At 48.8% G+C, this 19701-nt stretch carries 14 protein-coding genes; 11 read left to right on the plus strand and 3 right to left on the minus strand.

From position 1 onward, the window contains the following. The first annotated feature begins 2 nt into the window (after positions 1 to 2). From GCWU000325_RS04750 to GCWU000325_RS04770, 5 genes are all read left to right on the plus strand, one after another. The gene (locus GCWU000325_RS04750) at positions 3 to 1601 is read left to right on the plus strand and encodes a bifunctional metallophosphatase/5'-nucleotidase (RefSeq protein WP_244832876.1); all 1599 of its coding nucleotides are present in this window, start codon (positions 3 to 5) and stop codon (positions 1599 to 1601) included. A 21-nt stretch (positions 1602 to 1622) separates the two neighbouring features. Continuing rightward, on the plus strand, positions 1623 to 2753 hold the full coding sequence (locus GCWU000325_RS04755) for an agmatine deiminase family protein (protein ID WP_006255043.1): 1131 nt from the start codon (positions 1623 to 1625) through the stop codon (positions 2751 to 2753). Next, on the plus strand, positions 2750 to 3643 hold the full coding sequence (locus GCWU000325_RS04760; RefSeq protein ID WP_006255044.1) for a carbon-nitrogen hydrolase: 894 nt from the start codon (positions 2750 to 2752) through the stop codon (positions 3641 to 3643). The genes GCWU000325_RS04755 and GCWU000325_RS04760 overlap by 4 nt, the downstream gene beginning before the upstream one ends. Positions 3644 to 4419: 776 nt before the next feature. Beyond that, positions 4420 to 6099: a leucine-rich repeat domain-containing protein gene (locus tag GCWU000325_RS04765; RefSeq protein ID WP_006255048.1), complete on the plus strand. Its 1680-nt coding sequence runs from the start codon at positions 4420 to 4422 to the stop codon at positions 6097 to 6099. A 165-nt stretch (positions 6100 to 6264) separates the two neighbouring features. Continuing rightward, positions 6265 to 8046, plus strand: a complete 1782-nt coding sequence (locus GCWU000325_RS04770) for a biotin/lipoyl-binding protein (RefSeq protein ID WP_006255049.1) — start codon at positions 6265 to 6267, stop codon at positions 8044 to 8046. 140 nt (positions 8047 to 8186) lie between these two features. Here the strand turns inward: GCWU000325_RS04770 and GCWU000325_RS04775 are convergent, their stop codons facing one another. From GCWU000325_RS04775 to GCWU000325_RS04790, 3 genes are all read right to left on the minus strand, one after another. After that, positions 8187 to 9251 (minus strand): DUF2027 domain-containing protein, encoded by a 1065-nt coding sequence (locus GCWU000325_RS04775; RefSeq protein WP_006255051.1) that lies wholly within the window; start codon positions 9249 to 9251, stop codon positions 8187 to 8189. 106 nt (positions 9252 to 9357) lie between these two features. After that, complete coding sequence (locus tag GCWU000325_RS10965; RefSeq protein WP_083787973.1) at positions 9358 to 10209, minus strand: GLPGLI family protein; 852 nt, start codon at positions 10207 to 10209, stop codon at positions 9358 to 9360. A gap of 573 nt (positions 10210 to 10782) precedes the next feature. Next, positions 10783 to 13377, minus strand: coding sequence for a TonB-dependent receptor (locus GCWU000325_RS04790; protein WP_006255054.1), 2595 nt, complete (start codon positions 13375 to 13377; stop codon positions 10783 to 10785). Positions 13378 to 13554: 177 nt separating this feature from the next. On the opposite strand from GCWU000325_RS04790, the gene GCWU000325_RS04795 reads away from it, so the two are divergent. From GCWU000325_RS04795 to GCWU000325_RS04825, 6 genes are all read left to right on the plus strand, one after another. After that, positions 13555 to 14367 (plus strand): GLPGLI family protein, encoded by an 813-nt coding sequence (locus GCWU000325_RS04795; RefSeq protein WP_040598925.1) that lies wholly within the window; start codon positions 13555 to 13557, stop codon positions 14365 to 14367. Positions 14368 to 14554: 187 nt separating this feature from the next. Next, a complete protein-coding gene (locus tag GCWU000325_RS10970; RefSeq protein WP_169303820.1) occupies positions 14555 to 15367 on the plus strand; it encodes a GLPGLI family protein in 813 nt (270 codons plus the stop codon). 313 nt (positions 15368 to 15680) lie between these two features. Next, on the plus strand, positions 15681 to 16049 hold the full coding sequence (locus GCWU000325_RS11400) for a hypothetical protein (RefSeq protein ID WP_006043733.1): 369 nt from the start codon (positions 15681 to 15683) through the stop codon (positions 16047 to 16049). Positions 16050 to 16057: 8 nt separating this feature from the next. Next, a complete protein-coding gene (locus GCWU000325_RS04815; RefSeq protein WP_040598933.1) occupies positions 16058 to 16933 on the plus strand; it encodes an IS3 family transposase in 876 nt (291 codons plus the stop codon). Between the two features lie 701 nt (positions 16934 to 17634). Further along, positions 17635 to 18507 (plus strand): electron transfer flavoprotein subunit beta/FixA family protein, encoded by an 873-nt coding sequence (locus GCWU000325_RS04820; protein ID WP_006255063.1) that lies wholly within the window; start codon positions 17635 to 17637, stop codon positions 18505 to 18507. A 170-nt stretch (positions 18508 to 18677) separates the two neighbouring features. Further along, positions 18678 to 19700: an electron transfer flavoprotein subunit alpha/FixB family protein gene (locus tag GCWU000325_RS04825; protein ID WP_040599347.1), complete on the plus strand. Its 1023-nt coding sequence runs from the start codon at positions 18678 to 18680 to the stop codon at positions 19698 to 19700. The last annotated feature ends 1 nt before the right edge of the window (position 19701 follow it).

Consider the following 19701-nt stretch of genomic DNA (forward strand, 5'->3'; position numbering starts at 1 on the left):
ATATGCGTTTCAAACTATTTCTCTGTTCTCTCTGCCTTGCGCTCGCAACTTTTGCACAAAAAGGTACGATCAAGGTAGCTGTTTTTTCGATTAACGACTTTCACGGAGCCTTTGTGCAAAACGTAAGTCAAGGGATTCCCGGTGCGCCAAGCATTTGGCAAACTTTAGATTCACTCAAAGCGGTCTATCCTTACAACATTACGGTGGCTGCAGGCGACAATTTCGGCGGGAGTTATTTTTATCGTGCCACGCAAGGCCAATTGTTGCCGGTTTTTTTCAACGATTTAGGTATTCGCATATCGGCCTTAGGTAATCACGAGTTTGATGACGGGCAAGCCTCGCTTGCTGAAAAGTGGAGCGCGGACCCGCTCTTGCCGCGGGGTTGGGACATCACCTATGTTTGTAGCAATGTCTATGACAGCAACGGGCACATTCCGCCTTATGTGAAGCCTTTCGCTACAACGGAAATCAAGCTCTCGCCCACGAAAACTTTGAAAGCGGCTTTCGTCGGCTTGTTAGCGTCTTCTGCGCCCGAACAAATACGGGCGAACAACGTAGTAGGGCTACATTTCTCCGGCAACTATACACACGTTCTCGATAGTTTGGCGCAAACGCCCGGCTTCAAGGCGGTGCAGGAGGCTGACTTGAGAATGCTGCTCGTACACATCGGAACAATTATGAAAGGCGGCAAACCCGTTTGGACAGATAAAGATGAGGAAAACTTAGCGCGCATCGATGACAAACTATATCAAGGCATCCTTTCCGGACACAGCCACGAGCCGGTTTGCGGACGCATCAACAAAGCGCAATATCCCGTTGTGCAAGGTTGGTGGCACGGCAATTACATCAGCATTATGAAGTTTACGGTCGACACCGCTGCGATGCGCGTCTTGGATGTCGAGCCGGAAATCTGCCGCGTCCCGTTGAAATCTCGCGACCAACTCTCTGCCGGGCCGCTACGTCTGCAAATGCAGATTGACTCGCTGCTCCAGACGACGAAAACACCCGCCGGCGTGCCCATCGGCACCAAACTCACACGGGCCACACGCGACATGCCGCACGACAGAACGGAATCTTACCGCCTGAGTGAAGTTGGTACGCTCGTCTGCGCTTCGTTTGCGGAAGCCTATCGCAATGCTGCGGGGCGGAAGGACAAAGATGTCATCGTCGGATGCAGTCATTTCGGCAGCATACGCGCAGGTTTTTCCAAGGGCAACGTAAGTGTGCTGGAGGTGGGCGAAGCGCTGCCCTTTGCCAACGCACTGAAAGCTTATGCCATCTCAGGAAAACAACTGAAAGACTTGGTCAACTTCGGTTTCCACAACAAACGCTACGGCTGGATGCAGTCGGCGTACCTCTCCATTAAGCGCAATGACGAGGGCGAAGTGACAGCGATCACGTATATCAGTCCGAAAGGCAAGAAAGTGAAGATTAAAGACAACACCAAGGTTATATTGATAGCCGATGAGTTTATGACGACGGGCGGAGATGGCTACCCGACGAAGTATTTCCCCAAAGAGCAACTCATCAACGCCAAACTGCCAACGACGACAGACGCTTTCATCGCTTATCTGAAGCGGCTGCCGCAGATTCCATTTTAATTTTTAAGCCGTCCTACGAATATGGCTCTTTTTACGTTACCCCCGACACCGCCACGCGCTGATTTAGAATTGGAAAACTTCCTGCGCGGGAAGAAAATGGAGCATCCTATCGGGCGCTACAAGCGGATGTTGGCGCCGGAATGGTTTCCGCAGAGTGGCGTGCAGCTCACTTGGCCCCACGCCGATACCGATTGGGCCTATATGCTGCCCGAAATCACGGCGCTTTATCAACGTTTGGCCTACGAAATTGCCACGCGTGAGCTGCTCCTGATTGTTGCGCCCGACACGGAATCTGTGCGCCGACATCTGGAAGAGCAATTGCCGAAGCGGGCGACAGACAATATTATATATATAGATTGTCCCACGAACGATACGTGGGCGCGCGACCACGCTTTTCTCTCGGTTTTAGATACGGGCAAGCCGGAACTACTCGACTTTGGCTTCAACGGCTGGGGCGGGAAGTTTGAAGCTGCGGCCGACAATGCCATCAACCGCGGCGTCTACGCAAGCGGTCGCCTCGAAGGCTCTTATATTGATTGTCTCGACTTCATTTTAGAGGGCGGAAGCATAGAAAGCGACGGCTGCGGCACGATTCTTACCACGAAAGCCTGCTTACTGAATCCAAATCGCAATCCGGGCCTCGATCAAGCGCAGATTACGCTGAGGCTACAAGACTATTTTGGCGCCCCCAACGTGCTCTGGCTATCGCACGGAGCGCTCATCGGCGACGACACTGACAGCCATATCGACACCTTGGCCCGACTCTGCCCCGGCAATAAGCTGGTCTACGTGCAGTGCACCGACGAAAGCGACCCGCAATATGCAGATCTGTGCGCGATGGAAGCAGAATTGAAAACTTTCAAGAATGCCGACGGCGAACCCTTCGAACTTATTCCCCTCCCGCTTCCGGATATTTGCGAAGCAGATGGGGAACGCCTGCCCGCAACGTATGCTAATTATCTCGTATTAAACAAAGCCGTGCTCTTTCCCACTTATGGGCAACCGGCTAAGGACGATTTGGCGCAAAAAGCCTTGCACCAAGCCTTCCCAAAATATGACTTGGTGGGCATTGATTGCCGTCCGCTAATCAGGCAGCACGGCTCTCTCCACTGCGCCACTATGCAATTTCCAAAAGGAATCCTACACTTATGAACAAGAACGAACTAAAAGTAGGCTTAATCCAACAAGCCTGCTCGGCCAACGGATATGACAACCGCCAACGACTGGCTGAACACATCGGCGCTGCGGCAAAAGAGGGCGCCCAACTCGTGGTGCTGCAAGAACTGCACAATACGCCCTACTTCTGTCAAGTAGAAAATGTCGACAACTTTGATTTGGCAGAGCCCATACCCGGCCCGTCGACAGAGTTCTTTGGTGAGCTGGCGCGGCAACACGGCATCGTGCTGGTCATCTCTCTCTTTGAGCGCCGCGCACCGGGTTTGTATCATAATACGGCCGTCGTCTTGGAAAAGGATGGCACGATTGCGGGCAAGTATCGCAAGATGCACATTCCCGACGATCCGGCTTATTATGAGAAGTTCTACTTCACGCCGGGCGATATGGGCTTTCACCCGATAACAACGAGCGTTGGCAAATTAGGCGTGCAAGTTTGCTGGGATCAATGGTATCCCGAAGGCGCCCGACTAATGGCTTTGCAGGGAGCCGACCTCCTGATTTATCCGACGGCGATAGGCTACGAAAGTTCCGACACGCCGGGCGAGCAGACGCGTCAAAGAGAAGCGTGGACGACCGTGCAGCGCGGCCACGCCGTGGCCAACGGTCTGCCCGTGATCACCGTAAACCGCGTCGGCCACGAAGCAGATCCTTCCGGCCAGACGAAAGGTATCACCTTTTGGGGCTCAAGTTTCGTAGCCGGACCTCAAGGCGAACTGCTCGCGCAAGCCTCTACGCAAGACGAAGAAGTCGTCGTCGTCACAGTGGATTTGCATCGCAGTGAATGCGTGCGGCGCTGGTGGCCCTTCCTACGCGATCGCCGCATCGAATCCTTCACCGACTTGACGCGCCGCTTCATCGACGATTAACGACCACTTTTTTCTAATAACAAACAAGGGGAAATACACGCATGTCTCTTTGATGAGGCAGCTGTATTTCCCCTTGTTTGTTTGCTTATTCTCCACTTTTTATGGCACAAGTCCGACGCCGATAGCCCCAACACTCCCCATCGCTTCCGCCAATTGGCAAGAGGCGTATGTAAGCGTCCGAATCCGGGCCGACCTTTCAATGGTCACAACTATTTTCTGCTGTCTTTTCCACTCGCTTCACTGATGGTCGACATCTACCGACAAACTATTTTTTCGTTTGCTCCCACCAAACGATAGTTTGGCGCCGGCAAACCATCGTTTCTCCCCGGCAAACTATCGTTTGGTGGGAGCAAACAAAACAACATAGCCCACGAGTGCAAGCATTATTCACCCCATGCAGACTCGATTTTGCCACTTTCTCCATTAAAATCAAGCGCAAGAGGAGGCGCAATCCATCATCCGCACACTCATCCTTACCTCCATTTTCAGTTATCGCTTCTTGATCTACGATTGCCTTATTATAATCATCTCTTCGCCTTACCCTGCGCGCTCGCGATGCAGAGAGAAGAGACTAATATTGAGGCACACAGCGAATATTTGTCAGGATTTTTCCACTAAAACCAAAGTGAAAGCACAAAATAGTGCAAATAGAACGAAATCTGCTTTGTATTTATAGCAGTAATACCTATATTTACGGTCGAAAATTTAGTACGAACCTAAAAACATTCCTTTTATTAACCTGCCTGTCTCCGACTTTCCATCTTCAGGACTAAGAAATGCAAAAGAAAGCTCGAGGACAGTGCGCAACAACAACCATCATTATGAAAGCAATGCTTACTTTTTTTGCCGTATTGGCAATGAGCATCGTCGAGATTTCGGCGCAAACGAGTGGTACGACAGGACCGCTGTCGTGGACTTATGACGAAAACCTTCAAGAGCTGTCCATTTCCGGCACAGGAGATATGCCCGATTACGAGTTTGGCAAATCTCCTTGGGAGGAATACAAAGAAAACATAGAAAAGATCACACTGGGAGAAGGCATTACCAACATTGGCAATAACGCTTTTGGCAATTGTGTTGCAATAACCGAAATTAAGATTCCTAATACTGCGACACGCATAGGTGAGAGTGCATTTTTGGCTTGCGTATCTTTGGAATCGGCCACCATTCCCGGCAGCGTGAAAACAATTGACGATGGGGCGTTCGAAGATTGTACGAACCTGATATCACTAAACCTCTCAGAAGGATTGGAAAACATTGAAGGCTTTGCTTTTGTAGGGTGCTATAAATTAGAGCAACTGAAACTTCCCGCTACGCTGATCAACATCGGTCGATGGTCATTCAACAGCTGTATAGCCATACCTTCACTCGATATTCCCGAAAGCGTAAAAACAATTGGCGATAACGCTTTTGCCGGCTGCATTGGCCTACAAAGTCTCCGCCTTTCTGAAGGATTGGAAACAATAGATGCAGCAGCCTTCAGCGGTTGTGAGCAGTTGCCGACAGCAACAATACCCGCAAGCACGCTCATTATAGGAGCCGGTATCTTCAACGATTGCAAGAAGCTTACGCACATCACAGTTAAAAGCGGAAATAGCAACTACGTGGACCAAGATGGCATCTTATACGATAAAGAAAAAAAGCACTTGATACAATATCCTGTAGGCAGAGAAATCACTACATTTAATATTCCCGAAAATGTATCTCGGATTGGCGATTACGCCTTTGGAGGTTGCGAAAAACTAACAGAGATCATTCTTCCCCAACAAGTCAAACACATCGGCACTTTTGCTTTCGCCAGATGTAGTAATGTATCGGTGTTCAACGTTCCCGCCGGCGTAGAAATGATAGGCGAGTCAGCCTTTCACGATTGCCTGCAACTTTCGGCCATTAACGTAGCAAAAAGCAATCAGGCTTATATCTCTATAGATGGAGTCTTATATGATAAGAACCAAACTACGCTCCTGCAATATCCAGGCGGCAAAAAGACGCCGACGTTTATAGTCCCGACGAGTTTACAACAGATTGCCGGTTACGCATTCTTTGGAAATATTTATCTGACTTCGGTCACGCTGCCGGCCAATTTAAACAAGATCGACACGTTTGCTTTTGGTTTTTGCAGAAATATAAGCTCATTTACGACCCAAGTTGCGGACCCGGCTTCGATTACTCTGGGATTGATGGCCTTTTTCAGAGGCTCTGGCGCCGTCACTTGCACGCTGCGCGTGCCTGCCGGCAGCAAAGACAAATATGAAGCAGCCGAACAATGGGCCGACTTTTCCCCCAACATCGAAGAGTTTGATCCCGTTGGCATCCATCAAATCGAGAACGACGCAGCATCAACGGCTGGCAAACAACGCATTTATGATCTGAACGGCAACTTGCAGCAAGGTCCGCTCTCAAAGCTCCCCGACGGCCTATACATCATTAACGGCAAGAAGATTATCAAAAAATAAAAGCGCCCAATAAGGCTGAGAAGGTTAGTTTGCCTTACAGCGTTGGCAGTTTGCACAAAAAAGAAAGAAATGTGAAGTGAAAAATAGATTTTTGCTTTGCATTTCTTTCTTCATACGCTACCTTTGCAGGTCTCAAAGCAAAATACGAATTAAATCAAGACAAATATGGCAAACCGTAAAATCCAATTCAGTCTCGTCTATCGCGACATGTATCAGTCCTACGGGAAATTTCAGCCACGCAAAGATCAGCTCGAGCGCATCGCACCCGTGATCATCAAGATGGGATGCTTTGCACGCGTAGAAACCAATGGCGGCGCATTCGAACAGGTTAACCTCCTATATGGTGAGAATCCTAACGATGCAGTTCGTGCTTTTACGAAACCTTTCAACGAGGTAGGCATCAAGACGCATATGCTTGACCGCGGTCTGAACGCGCTGCGAATGTTCCCGTGTGCAGACGATTTACGGCAACTTCAATATAAGGTTAAGCACGCTCAAGGTGTAGATATCACGCGTATATTCTGCGGCCTCAACGACGTGCGCAACATTATCCCATCTATTAAATGGGCCTTAGAAGCCGGCATGACGCCGCAAGCAACGCTGTGTATCACCAACTCACCAATTCATACGGCGGAATACTATAGCGCCATTGCAGACGAACTCATCGCAGCGGGCGCGCCGGAAATCTGTTTGAAAGATATGGCCGGCATAGGACAGCCCGCCTTGCTCGGAAAACTCTGCGGGATGATCAAGAAAAATCATCCGGAAATCATTGTAGAGTATCACGGACACAACGGCCCCGGACTCGTAATGGCCAGCATTCTCGAAGTTTGCAAAAACGGAGCAGACATCATTGACGTAGCGATGGAGCCGCTCTCTTGGGGTAAAGGCCACGCGGACATTATTTCCGTTCAGAGTATGTTGAAACACTACGGCTTCGATGTTCCGGAAATCAATATGAATGCCTATATGGAGGCGCGCGCCTTGACGCAGGAGTTCATCGACGATTTCTTGGGCTACTTCATCAATCCGCAGAACCACTTTATGACGTCTCTCTTGCTCGGGTGCGGACTTCCGGGCGGCATGATGGGGTCAATGATGGCCGATCTCAAAGGTGCAATGAGCGCCATCAATGCCAATAGGGAGAAGAAAGGAGAAGCAGCGCTCACTGACGACGAAATGTTGATCAAGCTCTTCGACGAAGTCAGCTATGTTTGGCCGCGCGTCGGCTATCCTCCTTTGGTGACGCCTTTCAGTCAATATGTGAAGAACATCGCTTTGATGAATCTGCTCACAGAGTCGATGGACAAGCCGCGTTTCTCTATGATGGACGAGAATATGTGGGGTATGATCCTCGGCAAGAGCGGCAAACTGCCCGGCCCGGTAGCGCCGGAGATTGTCAAACTCGCAGAAGAACAAGGCAAGGAGTTCTATACGGGCAACCCGCACGAACTCTACCCCAACTGCCTCGCAGATTTCCGCAAGGAAATGGAAGAAAACGGTTGGGAACTCGGGCCGGACGACGAAGAACTCTATGAATTTGCGATGCACGAGCGTCAATACCGCGACTACAAGAGTGGCGAGGCGAAGAAGCGCTTCTTGGCCGACCTGCAAGCCGCTAAAGATAAAGCGATGGCCAAGGGTATGACGCCCGAAGAAGCTGCTGCTGCCAAGCACGCCAAAGCTGACGCCGTTGTAGCACCCGAAAGCGGCATCGTCCTTTGGGAAATCAACGGCGATGGTGAGGCAGTGAAGAGTATAGAACCCTTCTTGGGCAAAGAATATCAAGAGGGCGACTTCTTCTGCTACATTGAGAACAACCACGGGCGCATCTTGGAAATTCCGGCTGCCTTGGGCGGAAAACTCGTAGAGATTGCCGCGAAACAAGGAGGCCACGTGGCCAAAGGCGATGTCTTAGCTTACCTCGAAAGACCGGGTATCGCTTAAGTTCAACGCAAATACATAATATAAACAACGCCGCGCAACCGATCAAAGGCCTGCGCGGCGCTGCTTTTTACAAAAGGCGGCGCCAAGGAAGTCTGCTTCCCGACGCCGCCTGCTTTATGGGGCAAGATCAGTTGCCGCGCTTAGCACTTCACGAGCGTAGCACCATAGCCGTACTCTTGAAACGAAGCATCCTGGAACGTACAAGTTTTATAGTCGCGCTTTAAGGCCGCCACGATCGCATTGCGCAAGACGCCGTTGCCCTTGCCGTGGATAAAGACCAGCTTGCGGCCGCGCTCCTGCTTATGTTCTTCCATCGCCTTACGAAAGATATCCAGTTGATAATCTAAGATATCCTTTGGCTGCATGCCCGCCGTCGTTTCCAACACTTCGGCCGCGTGCAGATCAATTTCAATCACCGCGTTGCGAGCTGCCTTTTCCTTGCGCGCCGGTGCTTTCTGCGGGCGCTGCGGACGGTCCAAAATAGCCTCTTTCAGCTGTTCTGCATCTACGAAGACCGTACGCACGGGTTTATCATCGCGCACTACGTCAAAGAGTAGTGCCGGTTCGTCGAAGAAGTCGTTATCTTTAAACGTATGCTGCTTATAAAATTTTGCACCCTCCAATCTGAGTGTCACGCTAAGCGGACTTTTCAGCAAAAAAGTTCGCTCCGTTTTATAAGCCAGCGCCTGTATCGTCGGCTGTTCCCATTGTTCCAATTCGCTGCGGTCAAAAGTTTCGATGAAGCACTTCGTATTCGGTTCGATCAGTCCTTCGTGGCGCACGCTAAACGCCTTACCCTCCTGCTTGAGCAGCAGGTAACGCACATAATAGTTGCTATCATTCACCCAATAAGCCTCAAATTCCGACGTCTCACTGCCCACCTCCGCAGGCAGAAATGCCAAATAGAGGTTCAGCAACTCAGCTCCGCGGCGCTCTTGGGGCTTTGCTTTGAACGTGACGGGCCGATCGGCCGGTTCCACCTCCGTCGGCGGCGCCGCCACAACCTGCGTTGGCTCGACCGACTTCCGCGTATTTACTTTCGCAATGTTATAATCGTTCGTCTCTACTGCTATTACCTCATGGATGGGAAAGGGAATATCGAAGCCACTCTCATCCCGCACGATGACCGTCTTGTTTCCTTCAAATCCCACGACGATACCGCCTCCCACCTCATTGAGGAAGCGTACTTTATCTCCTATTTTCATACCTTGTCTGCTTAAATTCTTGGGCGAATGTACAAAAAACGGCTGATTATGACAAGAGGCAAGCTCAGCTTGCCTCCCTATTTGTTGATTAACTACGCGATACCATTCAATGCGTCTCTTTCAAATCATACCTTTCTATGTAGGTAAATTTTTTCTTTGCCTCCTCATTGTTGCTGCGATCTGCTTTGCGTACCAATTCATCAGGAAATTGCTGCTGACCTCCAAATTGGCGATTTAAAAAAGCTAAAGGATTTTCTCGACGTTCCTGCTCCATTTTGAAAGCCTCCTCGGGCGTACAACTTACATAGTTGTTTTTAGCTAATTCAATAGGAGGAAATTCAATCGAAGCAACACCCGTGCAGTCAAAATCAAAATATCCTTGCTCATCCGTCGCGCGCAGAATCAAGCCGGGCAAGCCGCACAACTTCCAAGGTCCGTCAGATACAGGGATGTCCAAAGTAAACCACGCCCGCCACCGACGTCCGCGCAAGGAGGTCGTAGCCGCTTGACAATGATAACCGGCAATGACCGAATCTTTTCCTTCTATTTTCCACTGCAATGCGGGAATGGGCTCACTATATTTGAACCAATCCACGTGATAAGTGGTAAACGTCAACTTCCCTTCTGCGGGGATATGCTTATATACAAAGTTGGGTTGCCCACCATCGTAAGGCGCAATGGCCTTACTCACCATATCATCAGAAACGCTCCCTCTACGATTGATGCTGTCTTGAATCTCCTGACTTTTTACAAAATAATGACTGTAAAAGCAAGAGACGCCATCATCTTGTACGTCTAAATAACTTACATCGTGCCGAGGAGCTAAATCGGAGCTATAAGTATAGACAACTTTGTAGGTAATACGCATGGCCTTTTGCTTTTGCCCCATTGCAGACAGGGCAAAAAGCAGCAGACAACAAACGATTTTAATTCGGCAAGTGAGGGTTAGAGTTTGCATAAGTTAATGTCGTTTACCGCTTTCTTGCAAGCAAGAAGCTGCGAAACAAGAGATGCGAATAGTCAGGAGCTTGTATGCTCGCTCAAAATTAGAAAAATATCATGAAAGCACAAACGTTTATCGACAAAAGATCTATTTACCTAAGGCGAAAGTCAGGCAATGAGAGCATGCAGAGGAGGAAAACGAAGCTTCAAAAGTTGGTTTGCCGAGTTTGTTCTCACGATAAAAAAGGCTTGCGCTCACGACAAAAAAGGCTTCACCTCACGAGAAAAAAGGTTTCACCTCACGAGCGCAAACTCCCCACTTGGATTTTCACCCGTCCATTGGTTGTGCTCGTGCGCACGTTTTCGTGATTTTTGCCTTTTAATCCAAGCCTTAAGTGCTTTGAAAGACGAACCCTTAGGGGGTGTTTGTGATGAAAAAAACGCAAAGTTCTATCTCGAGCGAGCAAAGGACTACGCCGATAAAGCTATTTGTGGTAGAGGGTAGAAAATATTCCACTTTAGGTGGACAAAAGGCTTGAATCTTTGCCGGCTTATACGGACAAAAGGAAACAAAAATCAGCCGTACGCATCAGAAACTAAAGGCTGCACGAACGAGGAACTCGCGCGGGCGGAGCGTCGTGAGCGTATAGGAGCGCTGGGTCGAAGTAATGTAGCGGCGTTCAAAGGTGGAATGGCCGAAAATATTGTGCAGGTAAAAGCCTACTTCGAATTGCTTCTTGACATACCGGAGATCCACGTCGGCAAAAAAGTGGGCCGAGGAGGCATCATCGTTGTCGTGAAACAATTCATTGTTCCAATTCAACTGCCACGCACCGAAAACGACGCCGGCTCGCAGGGCATGACGATAATATAAGTAGGTGGGCGAAGCCGCACGGAGCGCATCGCGGCGTTGCTGCTTGCTGTAAGAAAATTCCGTCTTGCCAAACAATGAAAGCCAAGCCACGGGGCGTATAGAGACGGAGGCTCTGGCGCCGCCATTGAGCATACGGAGGGGAATGATGGAGGTTTGGAGCAGCATGTTACTATTGTTCCAACTCTGTTGGCCGGATAGGGAAAGCAGCAAGTGTTTCCAATCAAAACTTTTGCTGACTTCGCCCTCCAAACTATAATTGGAACTGTGCGTATGCAGATCGGTCGGCACGGTTTGATAGTAAAAGTAAGTGGGATGTAAGGCATTGCGATAGAGCAACACGTGACCCGTGCGACTCGTATGCATATTAAGATTGGCAAAATAACCCTTGAGCACATTTTTATAAGCTATCGTGGCCGAAAGATTGGCCGAACGCACAAAATCGGGCTTCCCGTTGCCGCAGCGCAGGCTCGTGTAGCTCGTAAAAATCGGGGCTTCGAGGGCACTCGTGCCTTCGAGCAAGCCCTTATACAGTCCGGCATAGCAGCGAAAGCTCCAGCGGGCCGTCGGTTTATAGGCCAATAAAAAAGTGGGATTGACGGTCAGGTCGACTTTCCGCTCGTCGTCGAGTCGGCGCAGGTAGAGGTTGACGTCAGCATCGAGCGCAACTTCAAAACGCTCGGTCTTGTAGGCGAAACGCGGGATAAGGTAGGCCTTATTGTCAGCTGCGATGTAGCGCTGATGGGCCATAAAGTTGTGCAGACGCAGCTGTTGACGCACGCCATTCAGCCCTGCATCGTACGTAATATTGAAGCCGAAGAGCCGATGGCGGAAGTCGGTGGACAAGCCCCAATAGAGCGCGTGTTGATTGAGGACCTGCCAAGAATTATCGGCGAGCAAGAGAGAAGAAGGCAGATAGTTGTAAGAAAAATAGGCCTTCATGCCGAATGATTTGCCGCCGCTGAATCTGCGAACAAAGTCGATGTAATCGCTAAAATAGCTACGGTGCGGACTGACAGCCTGCACGACGCTGCGCCCGTTGAGCTGCGCTTGGCCAAAGCTATGGTTGAAGTCGATGTAGCCCGCCGCTGTGTTGCGCAAATAGAGTTTGTCGGAATTGATAATATAAAGTAGTTCGCCGCTATACGCTGCTCGGTAACTGTTGGCGCTGCTTACTTCGTCGATAACGGAATCGCCGACAACGTCGGTATAGATTGTGCGATATTGTTGCCGGACCGCGCTTTTATCCCAAAGGCCGGTCAACTGCGTGCGCAGTTCGGCATCTTTACTAAGTTTGAACAACCAACTGTTGCCAAAGATATGCGTGCGGTTAAAAGCGGTGCGCTCATTGCTTAAAACGTCGCTGCCGGCCGAAAGATTAGAGACAAATCCGCTCGCCGTAGGCGCGGCGGCATCGAAAATCGACTTTTGGGAGATCTCTTGGCGGATGTCCTTGCCCGTATTGTTGAATTTATACATCGAAAGGCTTTGCTTGCGCCGCGAGAAGAGCATCGCTATGGCCCGCACATCGCCCAAAAGGTCTTTATCGCCTTGTAGTTGGCAGCCGATAGCGCCGTCTAAAGCGCCTTGCCATACGTCTTTGGCATCGGGCTTCAAGATGATGTTGAGCGCAGCATTCTCACTGAAAGAGACATCTTTGAGCGCCTTGATGGGCTGATGATTCTCCATCACTTGCACCTTACTCACCTTGTCGGCCGATAGGTTCTCGCTGACCATAGCGTATTTGCCGCCCATCATATCCATACCTTCGACGTAAAACTTATTGATCGGCTTGCCTTGATAGGAGATGCCGCCATCCTCGCTCACTTTCAAGCCGGGCATTTTCTTGAGTACGTCGGCGATAGAGCGATCTTGGGCGTTTTTGAATCGACTGACGAGATAATCGATCGTATCGCCGCGCTGCCGAATGGCCTGCGCCCTGACTTGTACTTCCCGCAAAGCTTGCTCGCGTGCACCTAAAACTACGGTTTGTCCGTTTTTGAACGCCTGTAAATCTAATGTATCGGCGGCATAACCCATTCTGCTGAAGCGAAGCAGCGCTCCACGCTTCCCCTCAGGCACTTCCAGCGAAAAGCGCCCATCCGCCGTGCTCATCGCAAAGGAGAGAATCAGTCGGGAGGAGTCTAAAAGTGAGACGGAAACGCCTTTCAGTCGATGATTACTGCCATCTGTCACTATGCCGTGCAACGTCTGTGCGGAAAGTGTCGAAGCAAGGGTTGTCAGCAAAAGCACAAAAAGGAGACGAAAGGCTGACTTCCGTTGCCAATTGAAGGGCGTGTTTGGTTGATTCATAGCTGTACGCAATTTTAGGCATCACAAACTTAAGCAGAGAATCAGTACTGACAAAGCGTTTTTTCAGAAAAAAGAGGGAATTAGTCGTTTTGCCTTACTTTATTTTGCAACCCGGAATTGTTTTCTTAAGTTTGCAAATAAGGAAATGTCAATCAAAAAATTCCACAATTCATCGCTATGGAAGCCAAACGCCTCCTTTATTTCATCCTCACCGCATTGTTCGCACAGAATCTTTGGGCGCAGGAATCTACAGTCAAGACTTTGCGCATCGTTTATAATAGCATCTATTCCATTCCCATACAAAACAAACAAAATAAAGACGCTATGTATTTGGAAATACAAGATGATCACTCCATCTTTTACAGCCATTTCCATCACCGCACTATGGCTATAATAGATAGTCTCAATCAGCATCGCGCCTATACTTTAGAACAGGATAGGAAACTAACCTCTCCTTATCGAGAAGGACAATGGTATTACATATATAAAGGCTTTCCAACTGAAGAAAAACTGACATTTATCGACACGAATTTGGCTAATTTCAGGTACGAAGAAGAGCAGAATGATATGAAATGGAAGATGTTGGGGAAAGATTCCATCATCGCCGGCTATCCCTGCCAACTCGCGACAACAAACTTTCACGGAAAGACTTGGAAAGCTTGGTTTACTTTAGACATTCCCATACCCAACGGGCCGTGGAAACTTGGCGGTTTGCCCGGACTCATACTCAAAGCAACGGATAGTAAGGGATTCTATTCTTTTGAATGCGCCGGCATCCAAAACATAACGGCTCAACCGATCGCTATACCCAAGAAAGATTATGAAACAATAAAGCCCAAAGACTACTTTTACTTACAAAGGCTTCTGAATGAAGATCCCAAGGCGTTTATGCGCAGAATTGGACTTATTCCCATCAGTGCGGAGACGCAAGAAAAGCCAATCAAAATAGGCAAGCCTTTTAACAAAGAGGCATATATTGAAACTTATTGAACCCAAACATATTCATTTAGTACAACATCTCAGCAAAAAGGAATAGGTAAACAAAGCTTAGTTCACCCTAATCGCCAACATGAAGTTTCATGCTAAGGCTTTCCGCCCTCATTTGGGAAAGAGAAGAAGCACTTCTTTAGTTTTACGAAACCAAGTCATTAACAAAAAACGCAATAAAGACATCGCTATGAAAGCCAAACGCCTCCTTTATTTCATCCTCACCGCATTGTTCGTACAGAATCTTTGGGCGCAGGAATCTACAGTCAAGACTTTGCGCATCGTTTATAATACGAAGTATACCGACCCTATTGCTATTCATGAATCAAAAGACGTACAGTATCTTGACATTCAAGACGAACGCTCTGTCTTTTATAGCTATTTTCATCATCGCCTAAAAGCTATAGAGGATAGCCTCAACCGTCGCGGAAGTGTATCAACAGCGCAGCTCCACAAACTAGTTCAACCTTACATTTATGGGCAATGGTATTATGTGTACAAAGGACTGCCGGCCGAGGGAAGACTAACTTATCTCTATACAGATATATGCAACTTCAAATATGAAGAGCCGATAAGCAAAATGAAATGGAAGATGTTGGGGAAAGATTCGGTCATCGCCGGCTATCCCTGCCAACTGGCGGAGACAAACTTTCGCGGAAGGACGTGGAGAGCTTGGTTTACCTTAGACATTCCTATACCTAACGGGCCGTGGAAACTGGGCGGTTTACCCGGACTTATACTCAAAGCAACGGACCATACGGGCTGGTATGATTTTGACTGTGCCGGCATTCAAAATATAACGGCTCAACCTATTGCCGTCCCAAAGAAAAACTATGAGACAATGAAGCCCAAGGAATATTTCTACTTGCTAAGAATGAGCCACGAGCACTTCAGCGAATTTATGCAGAGATATAATGGAAAATCAGGCGAATCAACGACACCGGCACAGCAACTTAAAGCTGAAAAACTGCCGGAAAAGGCGGAATATATCGAGGTTTATTGAGCACAAAAAGGCCCTCAACGAAAAATTATGCAAAGGACTTGCCGACTATTGCGGTGAGTCTTTTTGCTTTTCTACTTCTTTCCTTACGGTTTTAGCTTCGATAAGGAGGCGAAGAAACCGACCGAAAAAGATACAAAGCGCAGACTTGAGAGAAAGTGCTAATGCTTGCCACTTTACACGGTATCTATCGGGAAAAGATGCAGGCCGCGGCCTAATCCAATAGGCCTCCACACGCCAACAAAGGCAAGGCGGCGCAATGTGTAGTGTACTGAATAAGTTGACACTTTCTAAATCAAAAAAGGAGTAAAAATTTATGTCTCAGTACAATGAATCAGAGAAAATACTGTTATTACATCAGTATGTAACAAGTGGCTTAACCTTGCATGAGTTCTCTTCTCGTCATGGTATCCCTTTAAGCACTTTCCATCGTATTTATACCGAATATGGCTCACCCGACGTCTCGTCAGTAGCATATCTTATGAAAAAAGAAGATATCCCCGTTCAGCTCGAAGAGCTCCAAGCGCAGCTATTACGCGAGCGCAAGGCTCATGAAAAAGAGATCAAACGTCTTGAAAAAGAATTGGCCGTTGAAAAACTTTATGGTTTGGCCAACAAGACGATGATCGACCTTGCCGAGAAGAAATACAACATCCGCATACGAAAAAACTCCGCTGCCAAGTAATCAAGACCTTGTCGCAGGGAGAAGAAAGACAGGAACTAGTAAGTCATCCTGTCAGTTTACTCTGCGGTTATCTTGGCATAAGCAGACAAGGATATTATCGCCATGTGGATCGTTCTTTGGAGTTGGACGTCCTTCGCAGCAGCATCGTATTCTATGCGCAGGAGCTCCGCACCTCTTTACCCAAGGCCGGCATACGCATCCTTTACGAGCTATGCCGTCGCAAATATGCAGATAAGTTTACCATCGGGCGCGACCAATGCTATGAGCTCTTCCGCTCTAACGGTCTGTGCCTTCGCCGTCGCAAGCGCCCAAGGACGACCAACTCCAATCACCACTACCACATCTATGAAGACCTTCTCAACACAAGGCCCAAGCTACATCCCACCCGCTTCGGCGAGCTGTGCGTTACGGATATCACCTACGTGGCAACCTCTTCAGGTTGGGCCTATCTCTCCTTGGTAACCGATGCCGCTTCACGTCTGATCGTGGGCTGGTGCCTGCATCCGACCCTTGAGAGACAAGGTCCGATGAAAGCCCTCTCTATGGCCATCGATTTCTACAGAAAGTATAATGTCGAACTCTCGCAACTCATACACCACTCCGACCGCGGCGTGCAATACTGCTGCAATGAGTACGTCGACAAACTCAAATCTCTTGGAATACAAATAAGTATGACACAAACCGGAGACCCATTGCACAACGCCCTGGCCGAGAGGATGAACAATACGCTCAAGAACGGATGGCTCTTCAGTACAGAAGACAAAAGTCTGCAGCAGGTCAGGCGCCTTACAAAGAAAGCCATCGACCTGTACAACACGCTCAGACCGCATCAGAGTCTGCAGATGAGAACGCCAATGGAAGAAGTCGGAAGGTTGACGGCATAACTTCCTCGGCACACATTATTAATGTCAAACAATAAAAGAAGGAGGCAGAAACAACCGCAACAAGAAAATAAAAGAGTAATTTTGCAATTAGAAGACAACTGTCAACTAACTATGTAGTTAAGAAAAGAACACGACAAGCCTAGCTGAACTTAGCAAATAAACTTGTCAAAGAAGAATGAAATTAAGAAACCAAAGTTGTCAACTAATTCTAGGACATTACAATGGGATGCTTTATCGTTGACGCCGCTATGGGTTGGGCGTAAAATTCCGACCTATAGAAATTTCAATTCCTACTTGTGCGGATTTTAGTTCCTACCTTTGGAATTTTTGTCCCCACCCTTTGAATTTCAAAACTTATTATTGAAGCCGCAAAACTTACGTATATTGCGGCTATTGTTTGCGTATGTGTAAGTTCGATCATCATCTTTTTTCTACAGCTTCAAATATAAAATCATACGAGACAGCGGCTCTTTTGCAGGACACCATCATTTATTGATGCTTTTCCGCACATCGGGCGGCGAAAGTCGTGATCACCGATCCAAAAGATTTGTAAAACTGCGCAAAAAAGAAGACGAATTTCGCACAGATACGGGTGGTTTTGTGCAGAAAAAGCACCTTACAGCTTGGTTCATCGGCAATAATTACGTACTTTTGCGGCGATTAAGTTGATTATTAGAATATAAAAACGAACAATCGTAAGTATGAGTCTTAAAATTGTTGTGCTTGCTAAGCAAGTGCCCGATACACGCAACGTCGGAAAGGATGCAATGACGCCGGAAGGCACCGTGAACAGAGCGGCGCTGCCGGCTATTTTCAATCCGGAAGACTTAAATGCACTGGAGCAGGCGCTACGCCTGAAAGATCTTCACCCGGGATCTACTGTACAAGTATTGACGATGGGACCTCCGCGCGCAACTGACGTGATCCGCGAGGGACTTTTCCGCGGCGCAGATGGCGGCTATTTGCTGACAGATCGCGCCTTTGCCGGTGCAGATACTTTGGCAACGAGTTACGCCTTGTCTATGGCTATTCGCAAAATCGGCGTTCCCGACATTGTGATCGGCGGCCGCCAAGCTATCGATGGCGACACGGCGCAAGTGGGCCCGCAAGTGGCACAGAAGCTCGGCTTGGATCAAGTGACTTATGTGACGAGCATTGACGAAGTGAAAGATAAGGAGATTACGCTCACGCGCCACATCGACGGCGGCGTGGAGCGCGTAAAAGCTCCGCTACCCATTCTGCTCACAGTTAACGGCGACGCAGCGCCTTGCCGCCCACGCAACGCCAAACTTGTGATGAAGTACAAACGCGCTTCTGCACCGATGGAACGCCCTAAAGAAGGTTTGCCTTACGCTGAAGAGTATGAGCGGAAGCCTTATCTGAACGTTACGCAATGGGGTGCGACTGACGTCGACGCTGATCTGGAGCAATGCGGCTTATCGGGCTCGCCGACTAAGGTAAAGGCCGTTCGTAACATTGTCTTTAAGGCTAAAGAGAGCAAACGTCTGACGGGTAAAGACGCAGATGTTGAAACGCTGGTCAAAGAACTTTTAGAGAACAACACTATTGGTTAAGCGCTCGCAAGGCCTTCTCCTTTCAAGGAGGCACGGCGCACCTTTATACTCACATTCAGCTATCACAACAAAACCTCTCGCTTCCTTATATATAATATAATGTGTGCGCAGCGCCGACAAGCTTCGGCGGGCAGCAAGCAGAAAAGGGAGCAAAAGAAGGGCTTATCATTATGAATAACGTATTTGTATATTGCGAAATAGACAAGACGACCATTGAAGAAGTCAGTCTCGAACTGCTGACAAAGGGTCGCAAACTTGCTAACCGCCTCGGCGTACAGCTTGAAGCGGTTGCTGCAGGATCCGGCATCAAAGGTAAGGTGGAGAAGGAAATTCTCTCTTACGGTGTCGACAAGCTGCACGTATTTGACGGCGAAGGACTCTTTCCTTACACCTCAAAGCCCCACACGGATATTCTTGTAAACCTCTTTAAGCAAGAGCAGCCGCAGATTTGCCTAATGGGCGCTACGGTTATCGGCCGCGATTTGGGTCCGCGCGTATCTTCTTCGTTGACCAGCGGCTTGACGGCCGACTGTACAGACCTTGAAATCGGCGATTTTGAGGACAAGAAGAACAATAAGACGTACAAAGACCTGCTTTATCAGATCCGCCCCGCTTTTGGCGGCAACATCGTCGCAACGATTGTCAACCCGGATCACCGTCCGCAGATGGCTACTGTGCGTAGCGGCGTGATGAAGGCAGAAATCGTAGACCCCAACTACAAGGGCGAGGTCGTTTATGAAGAGGTTGACAAGTTTGTGCCCGCCGAAGATTACGTTGTAAAAGTAATTGAGCGCGAAGTACAAAAGGCGAAGAACAATCTGAAGGGCGCACCAATCGTCATTGCCGGCGGCTACGGCGTAGGCTCTAAAGAAGGCTTCGACTTGCTCCGCCATTTGGCCGACGAACTTCACGGCGAAGTCGGTGCCAGTCGCGCAGCCGTCGACGCAGGTTTCTGCGAACACGACCTGCAAATCGGACAAACCGGCGTTACGGTGCGTCCTAAAGTATACATCGCTTGCGGTATCTCCGGCGCCATTCAGCACGTAGCCGGTATGAAGGAGAGCGGCATCGTTATCTCCATCAATACGGATCCCGAAGCGCCGATCAACGCGCTTGCCGACTATGTTATCACGGGTAGCGTCGAAGAAGTCGTGCCGAAGTTAATTAAGTATTACAAGGAAAACAGCAAATAAA

It is taken from the genome of Alloprevotella tannerae ATCC 51259 (assembly GCF_000159995.1).
GTDB lineage: Bacteria > Bacteroidota > Bacteroidia > Bacteroidales > Bacteroidaceae > Alloprevotella > Alloprevotella tannerae.